Source organism: Chitinimonas koreensis (genome assembly GCF_014353015.1).
GTDB lineage: Bacteria > Pseudomonadota > Gammaproteobacteria > Burkholderiales > Chitinimonadaceae > Chitinimonas > Chitinimonas koreensis.
Genome location: NZ_CP060704.1, coordinates 5,276,645 through 5,297,511 on the forward strand (window position 1 = coordinate 5,276,645; position 20,867 = coordinate 5,297,511).

Sequence of the window (20,867 nt, forward strand, 5' to 3'; positions counted from 1 at the left end):
GCCGTCCCTCTCCCTCTGGGAGAGGGCTAGGGTGAGGGAGCGCCGGCCGAGCGCTCACCAACCTGCAGCACATCCTGAACCGTCGCTCCCTCACCCTGCCCTCTCCCGGAGGGAGAGGGTGGTGCAGTGATCACCCAGGCATGCGGCCATCGTCATCGCAGTGCACGACGGCTCATCCCCTGCACTGCCGCTCCCTCCCCTTCAATGGGAGGGCCGGGGAGGGGATGGGGTTACACCTCACCCCTCACACCTAACCCCTCACAGATTGCACTTCACCCAGCGCGTCCACTGCCCGAACAGCCCCGCATCAAGCGCCGCCACCACCGAGCGCTGCCAGACGTCGTCGGCCCAGTAGTCGTCGTGGTAGAGGCTGGTCATGTGGCCGCCGGCCTCCTTCAGCACCAGGCAGCCGGCCGCGTAATCCCACAGCCGCTGGCCGCCGTGCACGTAGAGGTCGAAGCGGCCGGCGGCGATATAGCACCAGTCGAGCGTGGAAGCGCCGAAATTGCGCTGGCTGCCGAACGGGGCGATCGCTGCCAGCCGCTGCGGCAGCTTGCCGCCGAGCCATTTGACCTCGACCCCGGCCACCGCTTCCGACATCGCCGGCACATGGCGCTTGAGCGGTAGCCGCTGGCCGTTGAGATAGGCGCCCTGGCCGAGCTCGGCGGTGAAGCATTCGTCGGCCACCGGGTTGTAGACCACGCCGAGCACCGGCCGGCCGGCGCGCACCAGCGCCACCGAGATGGCGAAATACGGCAGGCCGTGGACGAAGTTGGTGGTGCCGTCGATCGGGTCGATCACCCACAGCTGTTCGTGGCCCTCCCACAAGGCCTCCTGTTCGGCCGCGGTCATTTCCTCGCCGAGCACCGGGCAGGGCACGATCTTCGGCAGTTCGCGCTCGAGCGCGCGCTGCGCCTCGAGGTCGGCTTCGGTGAACAGGGTGCCGTCGTCCTTGCGGCTGCTGCCCACGCGCATGAAACGCGGCATCACCTCGGTGGCGGCCACGGCACGCACGGTGGAGACGAGCTGGTCGAGGACGTGGCTGGCGGACATGACAGGACCGGAGACGGGTGGAAGACCGGCCATTCTAGCCGAGGCCGGCGGCCGCAGCAGCGCGGGAAACCACCGCCGGCCTTGGCCGCGGCGAAGCGTTGAAGCCCTGCAAACTTCTTACTGCAGCGGACGCCGGGGACGCGGAGGAAGACTGGCGGACGCCTGCCCTCCGAGGCGCCCCTCCTCGGCGTCCTCCGCGGTGAAGCTTTTCCAACCCGCTCAATCGCGCTCGGGCGGATTCGGGCTCGGCCGCTTCAGCAACTTGCGCTGCAGGGTGCGCCGATGCATGTTGAGCGCGCGCGCGGTGGCGCTGATGTTGCCGCCGTGCTCGGCCAGCACCTTCTGGATGTGTTCCCACTCGAGCCGCTCGACGCTGAGCGGCTGCGCCTCGACCGTGGCGGCCGCATCGCCGTCGACCTTGTCGAAGGCCGCGATGATCTCGTCGACCGCGGCCGGCTTGGCCAGGTAGTGCACCGCGCCGAGCTTGATCGCCTCGATCGCGGTGGCGATGCTGGCATAGCCGGTCAGCATCACGATGCGGCAGGCCGGCGCCAGCGCCTTGAGCTCGGCGATCAGCCGCAGGCCCGAATCGGCGCCCAGCTTGAGGTCGATCACCGCGTGGCTCGGCGGCTGCCGCCGCGCGGCCGCCAGCGCGCCGGCCGCGTCGTGGGCCAGCTCGGCCTGCCAGCCGCGGCGGCCGAAGGCGCGCGCCAGCACTGCGGCCAGCATGGCATCGTCGTCGACGATCAGCACGGTCTTCATGCGGGCAGCACCGGCAGTTCGATCTCGGCCCGCGTACCGCCGCCGGGCCGCGCGCGCCATTCGACGCGGCCGCCGCTGCGCTCGATCGCCGAGACCGCCAGCGCGATCCCGACGCCGAGACCGTCGCCGGCCTCGTCATCCTCGCCGCTCGCGCGGGCCTCGCCATTCTTGTGCCCCTCGCCGCTGACGCGGCCCTCGCCGCTGACGCGGCGAGTGGGCGCCACCCCGTCGAAACCGGCGCCGGCATCCTCGACGCCGACCCGCAAGCGCCCGGCCGACCAGTCCAGCGTCAGCCGCTGCCAGTCGGGACTGGCGTCGGCGGCGTTGTCGAGCAGGTTCATCAGCGACTGGCGCAGCGTGAAATCCCAGGCCACCCGCGGCGGCTCGCCGCCGCCGAGCACCGCCGTCTCGCAATGCTGCGCCGGCCGCACCACCCGCCAATCGTCGAGCAGCGCCAGCAGCGCGGCATCGGCCGGCAGGGCGGCCGGCGCCTCGCCGGCGGCGCGCAGCCGCTGCAGTTCGTCGCGGCAGGCCGCCAGCTGCTGGCGCAGCACGGCCAGGTCGGCCGCCAGCGCGCGATCGCCGGCATGCTCGGCCGCCAGTTCGTCGACCAGCACGGTCATGGTCGCCAGCGGCGTGCCGAGCCGATGCGCCGCGCCGGCGGCCTGGATCGCCAGGCCCATCACCTGCTGCTGGCGCAGGCCGCGTTCGCGTGCGTCGTGCAGCTCGCGCTGCTGGTCGCGCAGCTGGCGGCCGATGCGGGCGACCAGGCCGGCCACGATCAGCGCGGCGGCGACAAAGGCCAGCCACATGCCGACCGTGTGCAGGAAGAAGGCCTGCGCCAATGCCGTCTCGGGGATCGGCAGCGGCATGTACCAGACCATCAGGGTCGAGTAGGTCGCCAGCGTGAGCGCGGTCAGCGGCCAGACGTAGCGGCCCGGCAGGCTGGCGGCGGCGATGGTCAGCGGCAGCAGGAACATCGCGGTGAACGGGTTGGTGGCGCCGCCGACGAAGAACAGCCACAGGCCGTGGCCGACGATGTCGACCGCCAGCTGGCGCGCGACTTCGGCATCGCCGGCCGGGTAGCCGCGCCGCGCCAGCCGCAGCCGGCCGATGGCCAGCAGGTTGTAGCCGGCCAGCAAGAGGCAGATGAAGCTCAGCGAGACCAGCGGCAGCGCCCAGTCGAGCGCCAGGCCGCCGATCAGCATGGCGACCGCGTAGGCGCTGACGGTGAGCGCGCGCAGCAGGATCAGCCGGCGCAGGATCGAATCGGGAACGGATGACATCGCGCGATTCTAGCGGGGACGCGGACGGACCGGCTGCGGCATGGCGTCGCAGCACGGCCTGGCTGCCATGCAGGGACGCTGGAGAAGGTGCTTTACCGCGCGGGGGCAGTTCGCAGCGCCGATTGACGGTTCGCAGCGCGAACGTAGGTCGGGCTTTATGCCCGACCTACCTACGACCTGCCCGCCTCGCACATCACCAGGCGAAGTACCGCCCGCCCTCGCACTTGAGCCAGTCGCGCTTGTGCTTCCAGTCCGGGCAGACGCTGGCCACCAGCGCCCAGAAACGGGCCGAGTGGTTCAGCTCGACCAGGTGGCACAGCTCGTGGATCACCACGTAGTCGAGCACCGGCAGCGGCGCCTGCATCAGCCGCCAGTGCAGCCGGATCGCGCCGGCCGAGGTGCAGCTGCCCCAGCGCGTGCCGGCGCTGGTCAGCTTGAAGGCGCTGTATTGCAGGCCGAGCCGGCCGGCCCACAGCGCCAGCCGCTCGGCCAGGAAGGCGCGCGCCTCGCGCCGCATCAGCTTTTCCAATGCCTGCGGCAGCGCGGCCGGGTCCGCCGTGGCCAGCCGAAGCTCGTCCGCGGTCACTTCGCCGCGCAGGTAGCCGAGCCGGACCGCATGCGGCTCGCCGAGCCAGTCGACCGCCGCGCCGTCGGCCAGCGGCTCGGCGCGCGGCCGGCCGCCAGCTCGTCGAGCTTGGCGACGATCCAGTCGGCCTTGCGCTGCAGGACGGCGTCGAGTTCGTACAGCGGGAAGCGGTTGGGCAGGGTGACGGCCAGGCCGTCCGGGCCGATGCGCAGGCCGACCGAGCGGCGCGCCGAGCGCGTCAGCCGCACCGGCACGCTGCGGCCGGCCACGGTGAACAGGCGGACCGCCTCAGGCAGAGACCGTGCCATGGACCTCGGCCGGTTGCCTGCCGGCCGGCCAGCACGGGCCGACGCCGCTGATGCGCGCCATCTCGGCTTCGATCCAGGCCGACACCTCGCGGTTGACCTGGTCGGCGGTCTTGCCGACGGTGGGAATGGCCGGGCCGATCGACACCACGATCTCGCCCGGATACTTGAGGAAGCTGTTGCGCGGCCAGTATTCGCCCGAATTGACCGCCACCGGCACCACCGGCGCGCCGGTACCGCAGGCCAGCCGGGCGCCGCCCTGCTTGTACTTGCCGCGACGGCCGGCGGCGATGCGGGTGCCCTCCGGGAAGATCACGATCCAGGCGCCGTCGCGCAACCGCGCCTTGCCCTGCTCGATCAGCTGGCGGCCGGCCTCGGCGCGGTTGGAACGGTTGAGCGCGATCGGCCGGAGACTCCACAGCCCCAGCCGAAGAACGGGATCCACAGCAGCTCGCGCTTGACCACCCAGGCGGTCAGCGGCAGCAGCCGCTGCAGCGCCATGGTCTCGTAGGCCGACTGGTGCTTGCTCATCACCACCGCGGCGTCGCGCGGCAGGTTCTCGCGGCCGATCACCCGGCCCTTGAGGCCGCAGGTGAGCTCCAGCCAGCGCAGCGCGAACCAGCACCAGTAGCTGATCACGCCGTAGCGCACCTTGTAGGGCAGCGGCAAGGCCAGCATGCAGCCGGCCGCGCACAGCACGGTATTGGCGGCCCAGCCCAGCATGTAGAGGGCCGAGCGCAGCCAGGTGAGGAAATCGCGCAACTCAGTCCTCCCCGGCGTCGATCAGCGCGTCGACCGCTTCGGACAGATCGGCGTAGACCCGCGTGCCGGCCGGCAGGCCGCCCTTGGCCAGCGTCTTCTCGCCCTTGCCGCTGCGCACCAGGATCGGCTGGGCGCCGACCGCGGCGGCGGCCTCGAGGTCGCGCAGGCTGTCGCCGATCACCGGCGTCTCGTCGAGCCGCGCGTCGAAGCGCAGGCCGATGTCGCGGTACATGCCGGGCTTGGGCTTGCGGCAGCCGCATTGCATGTCGGCGGTGTGCGGGCACAGGAAGATCGCGTCGACCCGGCCGCCGACGCCGGCCAGCAGCCGGTGCAGCTTGTCGTGCATGGCGTTCAGCTCGGCCATGCCGAACAGGCCGCGGCCGATGCCCGACTGGTTGGTCGCGACCACCACGCGCCAGCCGGCGTGATTGAGCCGGGCGATCGCTTCGAGGCTGCCGTCGATCGGCACCCATTCGGCGGCCGACTTCACGAAGTCGTCGCGGTCGTGGTTGATGACGCCGTCGCGGTCGAGGATGACGAGTTTCATAAGGGCCGTGAAACGTGAAATGTGAAACGTGAAATGTGATCCACCGCTACGCGGTGCCGGTGAATTGCGGTGCGGCGGCGCCGCACTTACGATGCTCGCCGCAGGCTTGACTTGAGCCGCGGCGCGGCGAACCACGTTTCACCTTTCACGTTTCACCTTTCACCGCATTCCAGAAGCGAAATATCCGCCACCCGGTTCATCAATCCGCTCAGCGCCGCCAGCAGCGCCAGCCGGTTGGCGCGGACCGCCGCGTCGTCGGCCATCACCATCACGCCGTCGAAGAAGGCGTCGACCGGCGCGCGCAGGCCGGCCAGCTTCTTCAGCGCCAGCGTGTAGTCGTGCGCGGCGAAGGCGGCTTCGACCGGCGCCTGCAGGTCGATCAGCGCGCCATGCAGGTCGCGCTCGGCGGCCTCGGCCAGCAACGCCGGATCGATCGCCGGCAGCGCCTCGCCGGGCGCCACGTTCTTCTTGAGGATGTTGCCGATGCGCTTGTTGGCGGCGGCCAGCGCGGCGGCCTCGGGCAGCTGCTTGAACTCGGCCACGGCGGCCAGCTTGCGGCCGATCTCGTCGAGCCGGCTCGGGCCGTCGGCCAGCACCGCCTCGATGTCGCCGGCCGGGTGTTCGGCCGCCAGCAGGTTCTTCAGCCGTTCCTGCATGAAGCCGAACACGCCCTCGACCGTGCCCTCGGCCACCACGCCGGCCGGGAACAGGCCGGCGGCACGCGCCAGCGCGGCGCGCAGGTCCAGCGGCAGGCGATCCTCGACCAGCATGCGCAGCACGCCGAGCGCGGCGCGGCGCAGCGCGAACGGATCCTTGTCGCCGGTCGGCACCAGGCCGATGCCCCAGATGCCGACCAGGGTCTCGAGCTTGTCGGCCAGCGAGACCGCCTGCGCCACCGTGCCGACCGGCAGGCTGTCGCCGGCGAAGCGCGGGTGGTAGTGGCCCTCGATCGCCGCGGCCACGGTGGCGTCGACGCCGTCGTGGCGGGCGTAGTAGGTGCCCATGATGCCTTGCAGCTCGGGGAACTCGCCGACCATGTCGGTCAAGAGGTCGGCCTTGGCCAGCTGGCCGGCGTAGGCCGCCTGGGCCGCGACCGCGGCATCGCCGCTCAATTCGAGCGCGATATGGCTGGACAGCGTGGACAGCCGCTCGATGCGGGCAGCCTGGCTGCCGATCTTGTTGTGGTAGACCACCTGCTCGAAGCGCGGCAGCCGGTTGGCCAGCGCGTGCTTGCGGTCCTGCTCGTAGAAGAAGCGGGCGTCGCTGAGCCGCGCGCGCAGCACCCGGCCGTTGCCGTGGATGATGTGCGAGGGGTCGGCGGTCTCGAGGTTGGAGACGATCAGGTAGCGGTGCGTCAGCTTGCCCTGGGCGTCGAGCAGCGGGAAATACTTCTGGTTCTGCTGCATGGTCAGGATCAGGCATTCCTGCGGCACCTCGAGGAAGTGCTCCTCGAAGCTGCCTTCCAGCACCACCGGCCATTCGACCAGCGCGGTCACCTCGTCGATCAGCGCGTCGCCGCCGGCGATGGTGGCGCCGCGTTCCGCGGCCATCGCGCCGAGCCGCTCGACGATCAGCGCGCGCCGCTCGGCGAAGCCGGCGATCACGCGGCCCTGCTCGCGCAGCGTGGCGGCATAGGCGTCGGCGTTCGGGATCTCGACCGGACCCTTGGACAGGAAACGGTGGCCGCCGGTGACCCGGCCCGCCTCGAAGCCGAGCACCTCGCCCGCGACCACCTCGCTGCCCAGCAGCATCACCAGGCCGTGCACCGGCCGGATGAACTGGCCGTCGCGGCTGCCCAGCGCATCAGCTTGGGGGCAGGCAGCTTCTTCAGCGCGTCGGCGACGATGCCGGCGAGGCAGGCGGCCAGCGGCTCGCCCTTCTTCTCGCTGCGGAACACGAACACGTCCTGCTTGCCGTCGCTGACCTGGGCCAGCTGGTCGAGCTGGTCGGCGCCGAGGCCGTTGGAACGGGCGAAGCCGAGCAGCGCGGGCGTCGGCTGGCCGTCCTTGTAGCCGGCGGCGACCGCCGGGCCCTTCTTCTCGACCACGCGGTCGGGCTGCACCGCCGCCACGCCGGCCACGCTGACCGCCAGCCGGCGCGGGCTGGCGTACTCGGTGACGGCGGCGTCGGCAGCAGCGAAGCCGAGCTTGCGCAATTCGCCGGCAATCGTCTCGGCGAAGGCGGCCGCCAGCTTGGGCAGCGCCTTGGGCGGCAGTTCTTCGGTGAACAGTTCGATCAGTAGGGTTTGGCTCATGGGACTTCTTTTTCGCCGCGGCGGGGCGGGCATGGCGCCGTCGCCTGGCCGCGCGGATGCGTTGAATGGGCGCTATTGCCCGGCGGCCGTCTTCTGCTTGGCCGCCTGGCAGACCTGGTTGACGAAATCGGCCTGGTAGTTGCCCTGGCCGGCCGGCTGGAATTCCCACTGGAAGCCCGGCACGTCGCGGCGGCTGGTCTGGTCGCCGTCCTTGTCGTGACGCTCGACCGCGATGCCGGCAATCTGGCGCTTGGCACAGTCGATGACGAAGCGGTCGTATTCCTTGCGGTAGTCGTATTCGTCCTCGAAGCTCGACTTCTGGTCGGCCTTGAATTCGCGCAGCACCCAGACGTAGACCAGCGGGTCGGAATAGCCGTCGGCCTGTACCGTCTCGATGCTGTCGTACGACACCTTGGTGTCGAAGCCGGCTTCCTGGCCGTACAGGCGCCAGTCGGCGCTCTTGTCGTCGGGGATCGGCGGCGGCGGCTCGGCGTCCTTGGTGTTCATATAGGTGCCGCCCAGCTTGTCGCAGGCGGCGAGGCCCAACAGCAGCAACAGCAGGGCGGCGCGCTTCATGGCGGATCAGTCCTTCTTCAGCATCGGGAAGCCGAGCGCTTCGCGGGCGTCGTAGTAGCGTTGCGCCACGCCGCGCGCCAGCGTGCGGATACGGCCGATGTAGGCGGCGCGCTCGGTCACCGAGATGGCGCCGCGCGCATCGAGCAGGTTGAAGGTGTGGCTGGCCTTCATGATCATCTCGTAGGCCGCCAGCGGCACTTCGGCTTCCAGCAGGCGGGTCGCCTCGGCCTCGTAATCGTTGAACTGGCGGAACAGCAGTTCGACGTTGGAATGCTCGAAGGCGTACTTCGATTGCTCGACCTCGTTCTGGTAGAACACGTTGCCGTAGCTGACCGGCTGGCCGTCGGGCAGGTGGGTCCAGACCAGGTCGTAGACGTTTTCGACGCCCTGCAGGTACATCGCCAGCCGTTCGAGGCCGTAGGTGATCTCGCCGAGCACCGGCTTGCAGTCGAGGCCGCCGACCTGCTGGAAGTAGGTGAACTGGGTCACTTCCATGCCGTTCAGCCAGACTTCCCAGCCGAGGCCCCAGGCGCCCAGCGTCGGGCTTTCCCAGTCGTCCTCGACGAAGCGGATGTCGTGCACCGTCGGATCGAGCCCGAGCGCGCGCAGCGAGCCGAGGTAGAGATCCTGGATGTCGTCGGGGCTGGGCTTGAGCGCCACCTGGAACTGGTGGTGCTGGAACAGGCGGTTGGGGTTCTCGCCGTAGCGGCCGTCCTTGGGGCGGCGGCTCGGCTGCACGTAGGCGGCGTTCCACGGCTCGGGGCCGAGCGCGCGCAGGAAGGTGGCGGTGTGGAAGGTCCCCGCGCCCACTTCGCAGTCGTAGGGCTGCAGCAGCACGCAGCCGTAGTCGCCCCAGTATTTCTGGAGCGTGAGGATGATGTCCTGGAACGTCAGCATCGGGAAAATGGATCCGCTTCGAATGCGATCGCGCTGGCGCGATCAATCATGAAAAGTATGGACCGGAGTCCAGACCGATCGTAATCGGAAAGCATGGGCAGGAGCCCACGCCGGTCATGGCAAGTATGGATGGGAGTCCATGCTTCGGGTCCGGATTCTACTTGCATTCGGGCGGCCGACAAACGCCGCGCGGAGCTGGCATACAATGCCCGGCTGCAACCCGGCGCCCCGCCCTTTCCCACCGCCCGCCACCGCCGCCGACCGTGCTCCACCTCTACCAGTCCAACCGCCTCGAAACCCTGGCCGCGCTGCTCGACGGCGTGCTGGCGCAGCCGCCGGCCGACCCGTACGCGCGCGAGACGGTGATCGTGCAGGCGCGCGGCATGGGCCGCTGGCTGGCGCTGGCGCTGGCCGAGCGCTTCGGGGTGTGCGCCAACGTCGACTTCCCGCTGCCGGCCACCTTCCTGTGGCGGCTGATCGAACAGGTGCTCGGCCCGCAATCGCGCAAGGGCCCGTTCGGCGCCGACGCGCTGGCCTGGCGGCTGCACGCGCTGCTGGCCGATCCGCCGCCGGCGCTGGCCGGCTACCTGGCCCGGCCGCCGGGCCAGGTAGCCGCGGTGGCCGAGCGGCGGCGCTGGCGGCTGGCGCGCCGCATCGCCGACGTGTTCGATCATTACCTGGTCTACCGGCCCGACTGGCTCGAAGCCTGGGAAGCCGGCCAGCTGCGCAACCTCGGCCGCGACGAGGACTGGCAGGCCCAGCTGTGGCGCCGGCTGGCGGCCGATCGCGACGGCCCGCACCGGGCCGACCTGATGCGCGAGCTGCTGGCGCGGCTGGCCGATGCGGCGCCGCTCGACCTGCCCGAGCGCATCGTGCTGTTCGGCAGCTCCAGCCTGCCGCCCTTGATGCTCGACGTATTGCGCGCGCTGAGCCGCCGCATCGACGTCTGCCTGTTCGCGCTCAACCCCTGCGCCGCGCCGTGGGGCGACCTGACCCGCAAGGCGCAGACGCTGGCGCCGGGCGAGCGGCTGCTGGCAGCCTGGGGCGCGCAGGGCCGGGTGTTCTTCGACGAGCTGGCCGGCGCCGACGAGCTGACCAGCCTGTTCGACGACAGCGCGCCGGACCACCTGCTGGGCGCGCTGCAGCACGCCGTGCTGACGCTCGAACCGGTCCGCTTCACCGCCGACGACAGCCTGGCGATCCATGCCTGCCACGGCCCGCAGCGCCAGGTCGAGACGCTGAAGGACGCGCTGCTGGCGCGCTTCGCCGCCGACCCGACCTTGCAGCCCGACCAGGTGGTGGTGCTGTGCCCGGACGTCGAAGGCTATGCGCCGCATATCGAGGCGGTATTCGGCCATGGCGAGCCGGCCGTGCCGTTCGCGGTGGCCGACCGCGGCGGCCTGGCCGCCTCGCCCTTGCTGGCCGGCTTCGTCGCGCTGCTGCGGCTGCCGGACAGCGACTGGGAAGCCGGCCGCATCGCCGCGCTGCTCGAAATCCCGGCGCTGGCGGCGCGCTTCGGCCTGGCCGAGGCCGACCTGCCGCTGCTGCGCGAATGGATCGCCCGCGGCGGCATCCGCCGCGGCCGCAGCGGCGACGAATTCAGCTGGGAGGCCGGCATCGGCCGGCTGCTGCTCGGCGTGGCGCTGCCGCGCCGGCTGCCGGTCGACCCGGCCGCGGCCGGCGCCGAATCCTCCCTGCCGCTGTTCGGCGCGCTGCTGCCGGCCGACGGCCTCGACCTGCGCTTCGCCGACCGCGTCGCCGCCTTGGCGCGGGTGGTGCGCCAGCTCGGCCGCTGGCAGGACGCGCTGGCGCACGAGCGGCCGCCGGCCGAGTGGAGCGGCTTCCTGCTGCAATGGATCGACGGCTGGTTCGCCGACCCCGGCCACGAGGCCGCCGACCAGGCCGCGCTCGACCGCCTGCGCGGCGCGCTGGTGGAACTGGCCGAGCTGGCCGAACACGCCGGCGTGACCGCGCCGGTCGGCCGCGCCGCGGTGGTCGAGTGGCTGGAAGGCCGGCTCGGCGACGGCTCGAGCGCCGGCGGCTTCCTTACCGGCGGGGTGACCTTCGCCCAGCTGATGCCGATGCGCAACCTGCCGTTCCGGGTGGTGGCGGTGCTCGGCCTCGACGACGGCGCCTTCCCGCGCGACAGCCAGCCCGACGGCTTCGACCTGATCGCGCGCCATCCGCGCCGCGGCGACCGCGCCCGCGCGCTCGACGAGCGCTGGCTGTTCCTCGAGACCGTGCTGGCGGCGCGCGACGCGCTGCTGCTGTTCTATACCGGCCGCGACGCGCGCTCCGATGTCGCGCTGCCGCCGTCGACGGTGATCGCCGACCTGGTCGACACGCTGGGCGAGGCCGGGCCGGCGCTGCTGCACCAGCATCCCTTGCAGGCCTTCTCGCCCGACCGCTTCGGCGGCCGCGCCGCGCTGCCGGCCTTCGATGCGCGCTGGGCCGGCATCGCCCGCCAGGCCGGCCGCGGCGACCAGCCGGCCGCGCCGCTCGACGGCGCCGACTGGGCGATCGCCCAGCCGGCCACGCTGGAACTGGACGAGCTGCTGGCCTTCGCCGGCGACCCGGCCGGCTGGTTCCTGCGCCGCCAGGGCGTGCGCTTCGAGCGCGCCGAGGCCGAGCTGGCGGCGCGCGAGCCGTTCGCGCTGCAGCGCCAGGACGAGCGGGCGCTGCTCGAGCTGGCCGAGCGCCACGCCGGCGAGCCGGCCGCCTTGGCCGCGCTCGGCCACGCCGCCGCGGTGCTGCCGATGGGCGCCACCGGCGCGCTGTGGGCCGAGCGCGAGGCGGCCCGCTTCGCCCCGGCGCTGGCGGCCTGGCGCGAACGGCCCGAGCGCAGCCTGTCGATCGACCTCGAACTCGACCATCTCCGCCTCGGCGGCCTGCTGCGCGGCATCGGCGCCGACGGCCTGCAGCTGCAGCAGCCCGGCCCGCTGTGGGACAGCGCGCGGCTGGCGGCCTGGCTGCAGCACCTGCTGCTGTGCATCGCCCAGCCGGCCGGCATCGCCTGCGCGACCCGGCTGGTCGGGCTCGACGAAGTCGCCCATTACCGCGCCCCGGCCGACGCGCGCGCGCTGCTGCGGCCGTGGCTGGCGGCCTGGCGCGACGCCCACCAGCGGCCGCCGCCGTTGCTGCCGCGCTGCGCGCTGGCCTGGCTCAAGGGCCGCGACGGCAAGGGCGGCAGCCTGGACAAGGCCTGGGCCGAAGCGCTCAAGGCCTGGCTGGGCAGCGAGCAGGCCGCCGGCGAAGGCGCACGCGACGCGGTGCGCGCGCTGTGGCGCGACCAGCCGCCGCTGGGCGAAGCCTTCGCCGCGCTGGCCGACACGCTGATCGCGCCGATGCTGGCGCACGAGACGCTGACGGAGCTGCCGGCATGAGCGCCCGCCCCTTCCGCGCGCTCGATGCGCCGCTCGACGGCCTCAACCTGATCGAGGCCAGCGCCGGCACCGGCAAGACCTGGACCATCGCCGCGCTGTATGCCCGGCTGGTGCTCGAACGCGCGCTGGTGCCCGAGCAGATCCTGGTGGTGACCTATACCAAGGCCGCCACCGCCGAGCTGCGCGACCGCATCCGCCGCCGCCTGGCCGAGCTGGCCGAAGCGCTGGAGCAGGCCGGCGACGCCGCCGCGATGGCCGCCCTGGCCGAGCGCGACGCGCATTTCCTCTACCCGCTGGTGGCCGGCCGCGCAGCGCTGGGCAGCGAGGCGGCGGCCGCCGACGCCTTGCGGCTGCGCGCCGCGGTCTCGGGCTTCGACACCGCGGCGGTGTTCACCATCCACGGTTTCTGCCAGCGCGCGCTCGGCGAGCATGCGCTGGCGGCCGGGCTGGAGCTCGACCGCAGCTTCCTGGCCGACGAGGCCGAGCTGCTGCAGGCCGCCGCCGACGCGGCCTGGAAGGACGAGACCGCCCACGCCAGCCGCGACTGGCTCGACTACCTGATCGACAAGCGGCAGACGCCCGAGGCCTGGGTCGCGCTGCTGCGCGGCTGGCTGGCGCTGCCCGAACTGGAGATCGCCCTGCCCGAGGGCAGCGCCGACAGCGACGCGCTGCTGGCCGGCTTCGCCGCCGACCACGCCGCGCTGGCCGCACGCTGGCACGGCGCCGAGGGCACGGACGCGCGCAACTGGCTGCTGGCGCAGTCGGACGCCAAGCTGCTCGACGGCCGCAGCCACCAGCGCCGCTACCTCGACGGCGCGCTGGCGTTCTGGGACGGCTGGCTGGCCGGCCCGGCCCGCGCCGGCGTGCCAGTCGAAAAGGACGGCAGCCTGCCGGGCAAGGTCTGGCGGCTGTTCGGCGATGCGCTGGCCGATGCCGCCAAGGGCGGGCCGCCGGTGCCGCCGCTGTTCGCCGCGCTGCGGCCGCTGGCCGAGCAGGCGCAGCGGCTCGACGCCGCGCGCAAGGCGCGGCTGGCCGCCACCCACGCCCGGCTGATCGGCGAGCTGGCGGCGCGGCTGGCCGAGCGCAAGGCGGCCGCCGGCGCGATGAGCTTCCACGACCTGCTGGTCGAGCTCGACGCCGCCCTGGCCGGCCCGGCCGGCGACGCCCTGGCCGCGGCGCTGCGCACGCGCTACCGCGCCGCGCTGATCGACGAATTCCAGGACACCGATCCGCTGCAGTTCCGCATCTTCGACCGGCTGTTCGGGGCGGCAGCCGATGCTGCGCCGGCCGTTGCCGCGGCAGCCGCTGATGCGGCAGCCGACGCGGCGGTCGCCGGAGAGGAGATGGCCCGCGGCGAAGACCTGTTTGGCGGGCTCGCGGCCGACGACGCAGCGGAGGGCGGCGGCGCCCCCCACGCCACCTTCCTGGTCGGCGACCCCAAGCAGGCGATCTACGCGTTCCGCGGCGCCGAGCTGCACGCCTACCTGGCGGCGCGCGACCGGGTGCCGCTCGAGCGGCGCTACAGCCTGACCACCAACCGCCGCAGCACGCCGGCGCTGGTCGGCGCGATCGAGCAGCTGTTCCGCTGCAGCGCCGCGCCCTTCCTGCTGGAGGAGCTCGACTACGCCCACGTCGACGCGATCGACGACAAGCCGGCGCTCGAACTCGACGGCACGGCCCAGGCCGCGCTCGGCTGGCAATGGCTGGCGGCGGACGACGAGGCGATGCTGGGCCGCCTGGCCGCGCGCGCCGAGGCGGTCAGGCTGACGGCCGACCGCATCGCCGCGCTGCTGGCGCCGGGCCGCGCCAGCCTCGGCGGCCGGCCGCTCGGCGGCGGCGACGTGGCGGTGCTGGCCGGCACCCACGGCGAGCTGGCGGCGATGCAGCTGGCGCTGGCCGAGCGCGGCGTGCTCAGCGTGCGCATCAGCCGGCAGAGCGTGTTCGACACCGACGAGGCGCGCGACCTGCTGCAGGTGCTGGCGGCGCTGGCCGAACCGGGCGAGCGGGCGATCCGCACCGCGCTGTTCACCCCGACCGTCGGCCTCGACGCCGCCACGCTGGCCGGCCTGTTGCGCGACGAGCGCGGCTGGGACGCCACGCTGGCCGATTTCCGCCGCTGGCACGGCGAGCTGCTGGCGCACGGCCCGATGGCAGCGCTGACCGGCTGGCTGATCGGCAGCGGCAGCGCGGCGCGGCTGGCCGGCCGGCCGCAGGGCGAGCGGCGGCTGACCAATCTGCTGCACCTGTTCGAGCTGGTCGAGCAGGCCCACCATGGCCAGCACGGCCTGGCGCCGCTCTTGGCCTGGTACCGCGCCGAGCTCGGCGGCGCCGCGGCCGGCGAGGAGGATGCGCGGCTGATGCGGCTGGAAAGCGACGCCAGCCGGGTCAAGCTGGTCACCATCCACGCCGCCAAGGGGCTCGAATACCCGGTGGTGTTCTGCCCCTTCCTGTGGGACGGCCAGCTGTTCCGCCAGCACGAGACCATTCCGCTGTGCCACGAGGACGGCCGCGCGCTGCTCGATTTCGGCTCGCCGCGGCTGGCCGAGCACTGGCAGGCCGCCAGCGCCGAGCGGCTGGCCGAGAAGCTGCGGCTGCTCTACGTGGCGCTGACGCGGCCGCGCAGCGCCTGCTACGTCGCCTGGGGCGCGGTGAAGGACGTACAGCAGTCGGCGCTCGGCTGGCTGCTGGCCGGCGGCGCGCTGCGCGAGCGCGACGCGGCGGCGCTGCAGGCCGAGGTGTCGGCGCTGGTCGCGGCGTCGAACGGCGCGATGGCCTGGATCGACGAGGGCGGCGAACGCGTGCCGCCGGCGCCGCCGCCGGCCGCCGCGTTCGAGCCGTCAGTGGCGACGCTGGCGCGCAAGCTGCGCTGGCAGTGGCGCATGAGCAGCTTCTCCGGCCTGACCGCCGGCCTGCACGCCGAGGCGCCCGACCACGACGGCGCGGTGCTGCCGGCCGAGGAGGCCGCGGCGCCGGTCGAGCCGCCGCACGCCGACCCTTACGGCTTCGACCGCCTGCCGGCCGGCCCGCGTGCCGGGTCTGCCTGCATGCGCTGTTCGAGGAGTGGGATTTCGCCCGCCGCGACCGGCCCGCGCTCGAGGCGATGTCGGCGCGGCTGTTGCGCCAGCACGGCTTCGACCCGGCCTTGGCGCCGCTGGCGGCCGAGCTGGTCGAGCGGACGCTGGCCACGCCGCTGACGGCGGGCGGTGCGCGGCTGGCCGGGCTGCCGGCCGGCCGCCGGCTGGTGGAGCTCGAGTTCACCTACCGCCTGCGCCGCTTCGAATGGCCGGCGCTGGCGGCCTTGCTGGCCGATCCGGCGGCCGGCCTGCCGGCCCGTTTCGCAGAGGCGGCCGCCGGCCTCGAGGCGGAGGTCGGCGCGGGCTACCTCAAGGGCTTCATCGACCTGGTATGCGAACTCGACGGCCGCCACTACGTGCTCGACTGGAAGTCGAACCGCCTGCCCGGCTACGGCCCGGCCGCGCTGGAAGCGGCGATGGCGGCCGAGCACTACTATCTGCAGGCGCTGGTGTATTGCGTGGCGCTGCACCGCTACCTGAAGTGGCGGCTGCGCGACTACGACTACGCGCGCGATTTCGGCGGCGCGATCTATGTGTTCCTGCGCGGCGTGCCGGAGGGCGGCGTGTGGCGGTATGCGCCGCCGCTGGCATTGATCGAGGGATTGGAGACGCTGCTGTGCGGCGGCGGCCGTGAGGTGTGAGGTGTCAGGCGTGAGGTGTAACCCCATCCCCAGCCGACGCCGGCCGCCCCCACCCCTCCCCTTGAAGGGGAGGGAGTTCTATTGCGACACGTTTGGAGATCACTGCCGACCGAAACTTGCGCGGCCGGCCCCTCCCCCTTCAAGGGGGAGGTTGGGAGGGGATGGGGTTACACCTCACGCCTGACACCTCACGCCTCACACCAAAGATGAACACCGCCCTCCTCCCCCCCTACGCCGCCGAGCTGGTCGAATGGCTGCAGGCCAGCCACCCCGCCGCCGCGCCCGCCGCGCTGGCCGCCGCCGGCCTCGCCGCCGCGCGCGCCGACGAGGGCCATGTCTGCGTCGAGCTGGCGGACATGGCCGGCAGCCGCTGGAACGGCATCGAGCTGCCCGCCCTGGCCGACTGGCGCGCCGCGCTGCTGGCCAGCGGCTTCGTCGCCGCGCCCGCCGGCTACGCGCCGCTGCTGCTCGACGGCGACCGGCTCTACCTGGCCCGGCTGTGGGCCGACGAGGTGACGCTGGCCGCCGCGCTGCGCCGCCGCGCCGGCCCGGCCGCCGTCGCGCCGGAACGGGTGCGCGCGGCGCTCGATCCGCTGTTCGCCGGCACGCCGGCCGACGACGGCCAGCGCCGCGCCGCCGCCACCGCGCTGCTCAACCGGGTGGCGGTGATCTCGGGCGGGCCCGGCACCGGCAAGACCACCACCGTGGCCAAGGTGCTGGCCGCGCTGGTGGCGCTCGAGCCGGGCTGCCGCATCCGGCTGGCCGCGCCGACCGGCAAGGCCGCCGCGCGCATGGTCGAGGCTCTGGCCGGCGCGCGCGAGCGGCTCGGCCTCGACCTGGTCACCCAGGCCGCGCTGCCGGCCGAGGCGATCACGCTGCACCGGCTGCTGGGCTTCCGGCCCGACTCGGCCCGGCCGCGCCACGACGCGGCCCATCCGCTGGCGCTCGACGCGCTGGTGGTCGACGAAGCCTCGATGATCGATCTCGCGCTGTTCGCCAGGCTGCTCGAAGCGCTGCCGGCCGACGCCCGGCTGATCCTGCTCGGCGACCGCGACCAGCTCGCCTCGGTCGAGGCCGGCAGCGCCTTCGCCGAACTGGTCACCCAGGCCGGCCACTCCACCGCCGGCCTGGCCCGCCTGGCCGCCGCCACCGGCATGCGCAAGCCGGCCAGCCCAGCCGGGGCCGCGCCCGACGCCGGCGCGCTGGCCGACGGCATCGCCCTGCTCGAGGTGAGCCACCGCTTCGACAGCGCCAGCGGCATCGGCGCGCTGGCGCAACTGGCCAACCGCGGCCAGGCCGACGCGGCGATCGCGCTGCTGCGGCAACAGCCGCTGGCCGGGGCAACCGCGCCCACGGCAGGCGAACTCGCCTGGCAGCCGGGCCGCGCCGCCGACTGGCTGCCGGCGCTGGTGGCCGGGCTCGAAGCCGCGCTGGCCGGCTACCGCGCCGCCGTCGCGGCGCGCGACGCCGACGCCGCCTGGCGCGCGTTCGAGCGGCTGCGGCTGCTGTGCGCGCTGCGCGACGGTCCGGTCGGCGTCGAGGCGATCAACCGGCTGGTCGAGACCCGCGTGCTGCGGCACGACCCGCGCCGCCAGCCGTGGTACCCGGGCCGGCCGGTGATCGTGCGCGCCAACGACACCGCGCTCGGCCTCGCCAACGGCGACGTCGGCCTGACGCTGGCGACCGACGACGGCCTGCGGGTGCACTTCCCCGCCGCCGACGGCTGGCGCGCACTGGCGCCGGGCCGCTTGCCGGCGCACGACACCGCCTTCGCGCTCACCGTGCACCAGTCGCAGGGCTCGGAATTCGACGCGGTCTGGCTGCTGCTGCCGGACGAGGACGCCCCGCTGCTCGACCGCAGCCTGGTCTACACCGCGGTGACGCGCGCGCGGCGCCAGGTCGCGATATGGGGCTCGGCCGCCACGCTGGCCGCGGCGATCGGCCGCGAGACGCGGCGCGCCAGCGGGCTGGCGGCACGGCTGGCGGACGGTCGGGCGGCAGCGATCGCGCACGCTTGAACGCAGGGCGAGCACGGCCCTTGCCGGGAAGCGCACGGCAAACCGCCAGGCGGATAAGCCGCAGGCCCGATCCGGCCATGCCGGAATCCGCCGGTCCTCTGCATCGTCCGCGCCAAATCCCCAAACAATCCAAAGCGCATTGGATTCTTGAAGCTGGTTATCCGCCGAAGGTATTGGATTTCAAGCCCGCCAATTGAATTGGCCTGATTCCACTCCGAATTGGACTCCAATTGGTATTGCAATCCGATCGAATCGTCCCATTCGGCGAATATCGGCGCTCGCCATGGCTCATCCGCCGATTTCCTAGCTCGTCGCATCGATATTGCGGCGCCGATCCGAAGCTCCCACTATTTGCGCCAGACACGCCGCGATCCGTATCCGACTCTAAACGGGCGCCGGACGATGTCGAATCATCCTAATAAGAACGCGTCTCCCGGAGTGATTCATGAAAACCGCCTTTCCCATGGCAGGCGTCTCCTCGGCAGGCGAACCGCAGCGCTCCCGCATGCGTTTCGCCGCCGGCCCGTCATGGCCGATCGGCGCCGCGATCCCGGTTTCGGCCGGGATCGCCATGCTTGTTCCCCCTGAGACATGAATTCGGGCAATCGGCCGGATCGATTCCGGCGCGATCGCCGTTCGATCGGAAGGCAGGGCGAAATACCGTCATTCCGGCCGTGACCGGGCGCATCGGCCGAGGCCGCGCCCGTCGGCAGATAAAAAGAGCAGAGAGCGAGTGAAGCAGCAGTACCCATGAAGCGGCAGCACCAGGCCGCATAAAAACGGTGAACAAGCCGTTCCGATATCAAACAAGAAAAGAACAAACAACAAGAAATGGAGCGGGTGGGCCGGTACCCGTCGACCATTCGGCGATCCCGCGTCGCACACCCCGCGCCCTACCGGGCGCACTCCGGAACCAGCCGGGCGCGGCCTCCTCCCGCGACCCGGCGGTTCCGGTCATTTTTTGCCGAGCAGGAGGAATCCGACATGCGCCCCCTCGCGACCAGCGATCTCCATGCCTTCGTGTCGGCCGACCAGCCGATCCGACTCGACGCGCCCTTCTCCGTCCCGGCCGAGCTGGTCGCATGGACACCCGACGACGCCCTGCGCCGCCCGTTCCGCGCGGCGCTCGAACAATTGCCGGCCGCGCTGCGGCAGGATCCCGGCCAGATCGTCTCGCTCGCCGCCTCGACCGACGAGCAGGCCTGGCGGGCCTATGGCCTGGCGGTGACCCGCGACGGCCAGCTGCACCGCTGGGGCGACGTGCCGCTCGGCGGCGACCCGGCGCAACGGGCCGCACTGCGCCGCACGCTCGACGAGGAGCGCTTCAAGCTGGTCTGCACCCGCAACGACGGCACCGACCTGTCGACCTCGTGGGTCGCGGTGACGGCCGACGACCGGCTGGTCAGCTCGCTGCCCGACCATACCGAAAGCTATCCGCCGGCCTTCCTCGCCGGCGTCCATCCGATCAAGGCCATCCTCGGCGACGCGGTGCGCGGCTTCGCGCTGACCGAGGACGGCCACGTCCGCGCGTGGTACCGCGCCGGCACCGACCAGCCGCTGCCGGACGACTTCCCGCAGGGCCGGGTGCGCGCCATCGCCGGCTCCTTCTTCGAATACCAGGCGCTGCTCGACGACGGCACCGTCTACGAATGGTGGCGCGCCGGCGTCAACACCGGCGGTTTCGTCGAACTCGACGGCCGCCGGCTCGACCGGGTGCGCGAGATCGCCGGCAGCACCGCACTGCGCGAGGACGGCAGCGTGGTGGCCTGGCTGACCATGTACGACATCAAGCCCCACGTGGTCGGCGGCCTGCCGCCGATCGCCGCGCTGGCCGGCAACTATGGCCTGCTCGAGGCCGACGGCACGCTGCACCTGCTCGAAGCCGCGGCGCGGCGCTACCGCAAGGCAGGCGGGCCGGTCGCCGGCAAGCGGGTGCTGCGCTTCCACGGCACCGGCGATTTCCGCGGCCGCGGCCAGCTCGACGGCCGCGGCATCGGACTGGCGCTGGCCGTCGTCGCCCGGCCGCGCATCGCCCGGCTGGCGGCCGCCGGCGGCATCGACGGCCAGCAGGCCGCGATCGGCCGGCCGTTCGCGCAGCCCTTGCGGGTGCAGGCGCTCGACGCGCACGGCGCAGCGCTGGCCGGCCGCGCGGTGCGCTTCTGCGTGCGCAGCCTGACCGGCAGCGGCTTCGACGGCGCGCCCTCGATCGCCGGCCTCGAGGTGGTCACCGACGCCGCCGGCTACGCCACCCCGCCGCTGCTGCACGCCGGCCCCGTCGCCGGGCCGGTGCAGATCGAGCTGGCCGACGCCGACGGCGGCGGCGTGCTGCTGACCCTGCAGGCGACGGTCATCGCGGCGCGGCCGGCGACCGACTGGATCGCCGGCGCGGCGATCGAGCGCCACGCCGGCGGCGACCGGCAACTGGCCGCCAAGCCGGGCGGCCCTCGCCACGCAGCGCCTCCCGGACCGTTCCGCATCAACCTCGACGGCAGCGCCGACGGCGGCATCGAGCTGCGCGCGCAGTTCGACCAGCGGGTGAAGCCCGGCGCGGCCTACCACGACGTATGCCACGCGGCGCATCCCTCGCCCGCCTATCGCCGCGAGGGCGACGGCGAAGAAGCCGGTCCGCGGCACTGCGCCATCGCGACCTGAAGCCGGCGGCAGCGCGGCGCAAGCCCGGCCGCCGAGGCCCAGGCCACGGCCGCCCTCGCGTCGTTCTTCGC

Annotated in this window: 14 protein-coding genes and 2 pseudogenes; 6 read left to right on the top strand and 10 right to left on the bottom strand. The window is 73.0% G+C overall.

From position 1 onward, the window contains the following. Positions 1–258: 258 nt before the first annotated feature. From H9L41_RS22470 to glyQ, 10 genes and pseudogenes are all read right to left on the bottom strand, one after another. Complete coding sequence (locus tag H9L41_RS22470) at positions 259–1,053, bottom strand: inositol monophosphatase family protein (protein ID WP_034607765.1); 795 nt, start codon at positions 1,051–1,053, stop codon at positions 259–261. 219 nt (positions 1,054–1,272) lie between these two features. Further along, positions 1,273–1,815, bottom strand: coding sequence for a response regulator transcription factor (locus tag H9L41_RS22475; protein ID WP_028447555.1), 543 nt, complete (start codon positions 1,813–1,815; stop codon positions 1,273–1,275). Then, positions 1,812–3,101 carry an ATP-binding protein gene (locus H9L41_RS22480; protein WP_028447554.1) on the bottom strand — a complete coding sequence of 430 codons (1,290 nt, stop codon included), beginning with the start codon at positions 3,099–3,101 and terminating at the stop codon, positions 1,812–1,814. Before H9L41_RS22480 ends, H9L41_RS22475 begins: the two co-directional genes overlap by 4 nt. Positions 3,102–3,294: 193 nt before the next feature. Next, a complete protein-coding gene (locus H9L41_RS25300) occupies positions 3,295–3,759 on the bottom strand; it encodes a M48 family metallopeptidase (protein WP_308419673.1) in 465 nt (154 codons plus the stop codon). Then, entirely contained in the window at positions 3,684–3,995 is a 312-nt protein-coding gene (locus H9L41_RS25910; RefSeq protein ID WP_187523600.1) for a DUF45 domain-containing protein, read from the bottom strand. The genes H9L41_RS25300 and H9L41_RS25910 overlap by 76 nt, the downstream gene beginning before the upstream one ends. After that, positions 3,976–4,715: pseudogene (locus tag H9L41_RS26345) on the bottom strand (lysophospholipid acyltransferase family protein). Before H9L41_RS26345 ends, H9L41_RS25910 begins: the two are co-directional and overlap by 20 nt. Positions 4,716–4,755: 40 nt before the next feature. Continuing rightward, positions 4,756–5,301, bottom strand: coding sequence for a D-glycero-beta-D-manno-heptose 1,7-bisphosphate 7-phosphatase (gene gmhB / locus H9L41_RS22500; RefSeq protein ID WP_028447552.1), 546 nt, complete (start codon positions 5,299–5,301; stop codon positions 4,756–4,758). 152 nt (positions 5,302–5,453) lie between these two features. Beyond that, positions 5,454–7,555: pseudogene (glyS, locus tag H9L41_RS22505) on the bottom strand (glycine--tRNA ligase subunit beta). 72 nt (positions 7,556–7,627) lie between these two features. After that, entirely contained in the window at positions 7,628–8,131 is a 504-nt protein-coding gene (locus H9L41_RS22510; RefSeq protein ID WP_028447550.1) for a surface-adhesin E family protein, read from the bottom strand. Positions 8,132–8,137: 6 nt separating this feature from the next. After that, positions 8,138–9,028, bottom strand: coding sequence for a glycine--tRNA ligase subunit alpha (gene glyQ / locus H9L41_RS22515; RefSeq protein WP_028447549.1), 891 nt, complete (start codon positions 9,026–9,028; stop codon positions 8,138–8,140). A 263-nt stretch (positions 9,029–9,291) separates the two neighbouring features. On the opposite strand from glyQ, the gene recC reads away from it, so the two are divergent. From recC to H9L41_RS22545, 6 genes are all read left to right on the top strand, one after another. Then, entirely contained in the window at positions 9,292–12,411 is a 3,120-nt protein-coding gene (recC, locus tag H9L41_RS22520) for an exodeoxyribonuclease V subunit gamma (protein WP_028447548.1), read from the top strand. Further along, the gene (locus H9L41_RS22525) at positions 12,408–15,605 is read left to right on the top strand and encodes a UvrD-helicase domain-containing protein (RefSeq protein WP_187523601.1); all 3,198 of its coding nucleotides are present in this window, start codon (positions 12,408–12,410) and stop codon (positions 15,603–15,605) included. The genes recC and H9L41_RS22525 overlap by 4 nt, the downstream gene beginning before the upstream one ends. Next, positions 15,512–16,126 (top strand): PD-(D/E)XK nuclease family protein, encoded by a 615-nt coding sequence (locus tag H9L41_RS22530; protein WP_373282074.1) that lies wholly within the window; start codon positions 15,512–15,514, stop codon positions 16,124–16,126. The genes H9L41_RS22525 and H9L41_RS22530 overlap by 94 nt, the downstream gene beginning before the upstream one ends. A gap of 206 nt (positions 16,127–16,332) precedes the next feature. Beyond that, the gene (gene recD / locus H9L41_RS22535; protein ID WP_034607763.1) at positions 16,333–18,144 is read left to right on the top strand and encodes an exodeoxyribonuclease V subunit alpha; all 1,812 of its coding nucleotides are present in this window, start codon (positions 16,333–16,335) and stop codon (positions 18,142–18,144) included. 445 nt (positions 18,145–18,589) lie between these two features. Then, positions 18,590–18,739, top strand: coding sequence for a hypothetical protein (locus H9L41_RS22540; protein WP_157462098.1), 150 nt, complete (start codon positions 18,590–18,592; stop codon positions 18,737–18,739). Positions 18,740–19,128: 389 nt separating this feature from the next. After that, on the top strand, positions 19,129–20,796 hold the full coding sequence (locus H9L41_RS22545; RefSeq protein WP_028447546.1) for an Ig-like domain-containing protein: 1,668 nt from the start codon (positions 19,129–19,131) through the stop codon (positions 20,794–20,796). Positions 20,797–20,867 lie beyond the last annotated feature (71 nt).

What these genes read in the sequence shown, in the direction of transcription:
- gmhB (WP_028447552.1), bottom strand. Translation starts at nt 5,301, where the DNA reads ATGAAACTCGTCATCCTCGACCGCGACGGCGTCATCAACCACGACCGC.
- H9L41_RS22510 (WP_028447550.1), bottom strand. Translation starts at nt 8,131, where the DNA reads ATGAAGCGCGCCGCCCTGCTGTTGCTGCTGTTGGGCCTCGCCGCCTGC.
- H9L41_RS25910 (WP_187523600.1), bottom strand. Translation starts at nt 3,995, where the DNA reads ATGGCACGGTCTCTGCCTGAGGCGGTCCGCCTGTTCACCGTGGCCGGC.
- H9L41_RS22540 (WP_157462098.1), top strand. Translation starts at nt 18,590, where the DNA reads ATGAAAACCGCCTTTCCCATGGCAGGCGTCTCCTCGGCAGGCGAACCG.
- recD (WP_034607763.1), top strand. Translation starts at nt 16,333, where the DNA reads ATGAACACCGCCCTCCTCCCCCCCTACGCCGCCGAGCTGGTCGAATGG.
- H9L41_RS22530 (WP_373282074.1), top strand. Translation starts at nt 15,512, where the DNA reads ATGTCGGCGCGGCTGTTGCGCCAGCACGGCTTCGACCCGGCCTTGGCG.
- glyQ (WP_028447549.1), bottom strand. Translation starts at nt 9,028, where the DNA reads ATGCTGACGTTCCAGGACATCATCCTCACGCTCCAGAAATACTGGGGC.
- H9L41_RS22480 (WP_028447554.1), bottom strand. Translation starts at nt 3,101, where the DNA reads ATGTCATCCGTTCCCGATTCGATCCTGCGCCGGCTGATCCTGCTGCGC.
- H9L41_RS22545 (WP_028447546.1), top strand. Translation starts at nt 19,129, where the DNA reads ATGCGCCCCCTCGCGACCAGCGATCTCCATGCCTTCGTGTCGGCCGAC.
- H9L41_RS22470 (WP_034607765.1), bottom strand. Translation starts at nt 1,053, where the DNA reads ATGTCCGCCAGCCACGTCCTCGACCAGCTCGTCTCCACCGTGCGTGCC.
- H9L41_RS22525 (WP_187523601.1), top strand. Translation starts at nt 12,408, where the DNA reads ATGAGCGCCCGCCCCTTCCGCGCGCTCGATGCGCCGCTCGACGGCCTC.
- H9L41_RS22475 (WP_028447555.1), bottom strand. Translation starts at nt 1,815, where the DNA reads ATGAAGACCGTGCTGATCGTCGACGACGATGCCATGCTGGCCGCAGTG.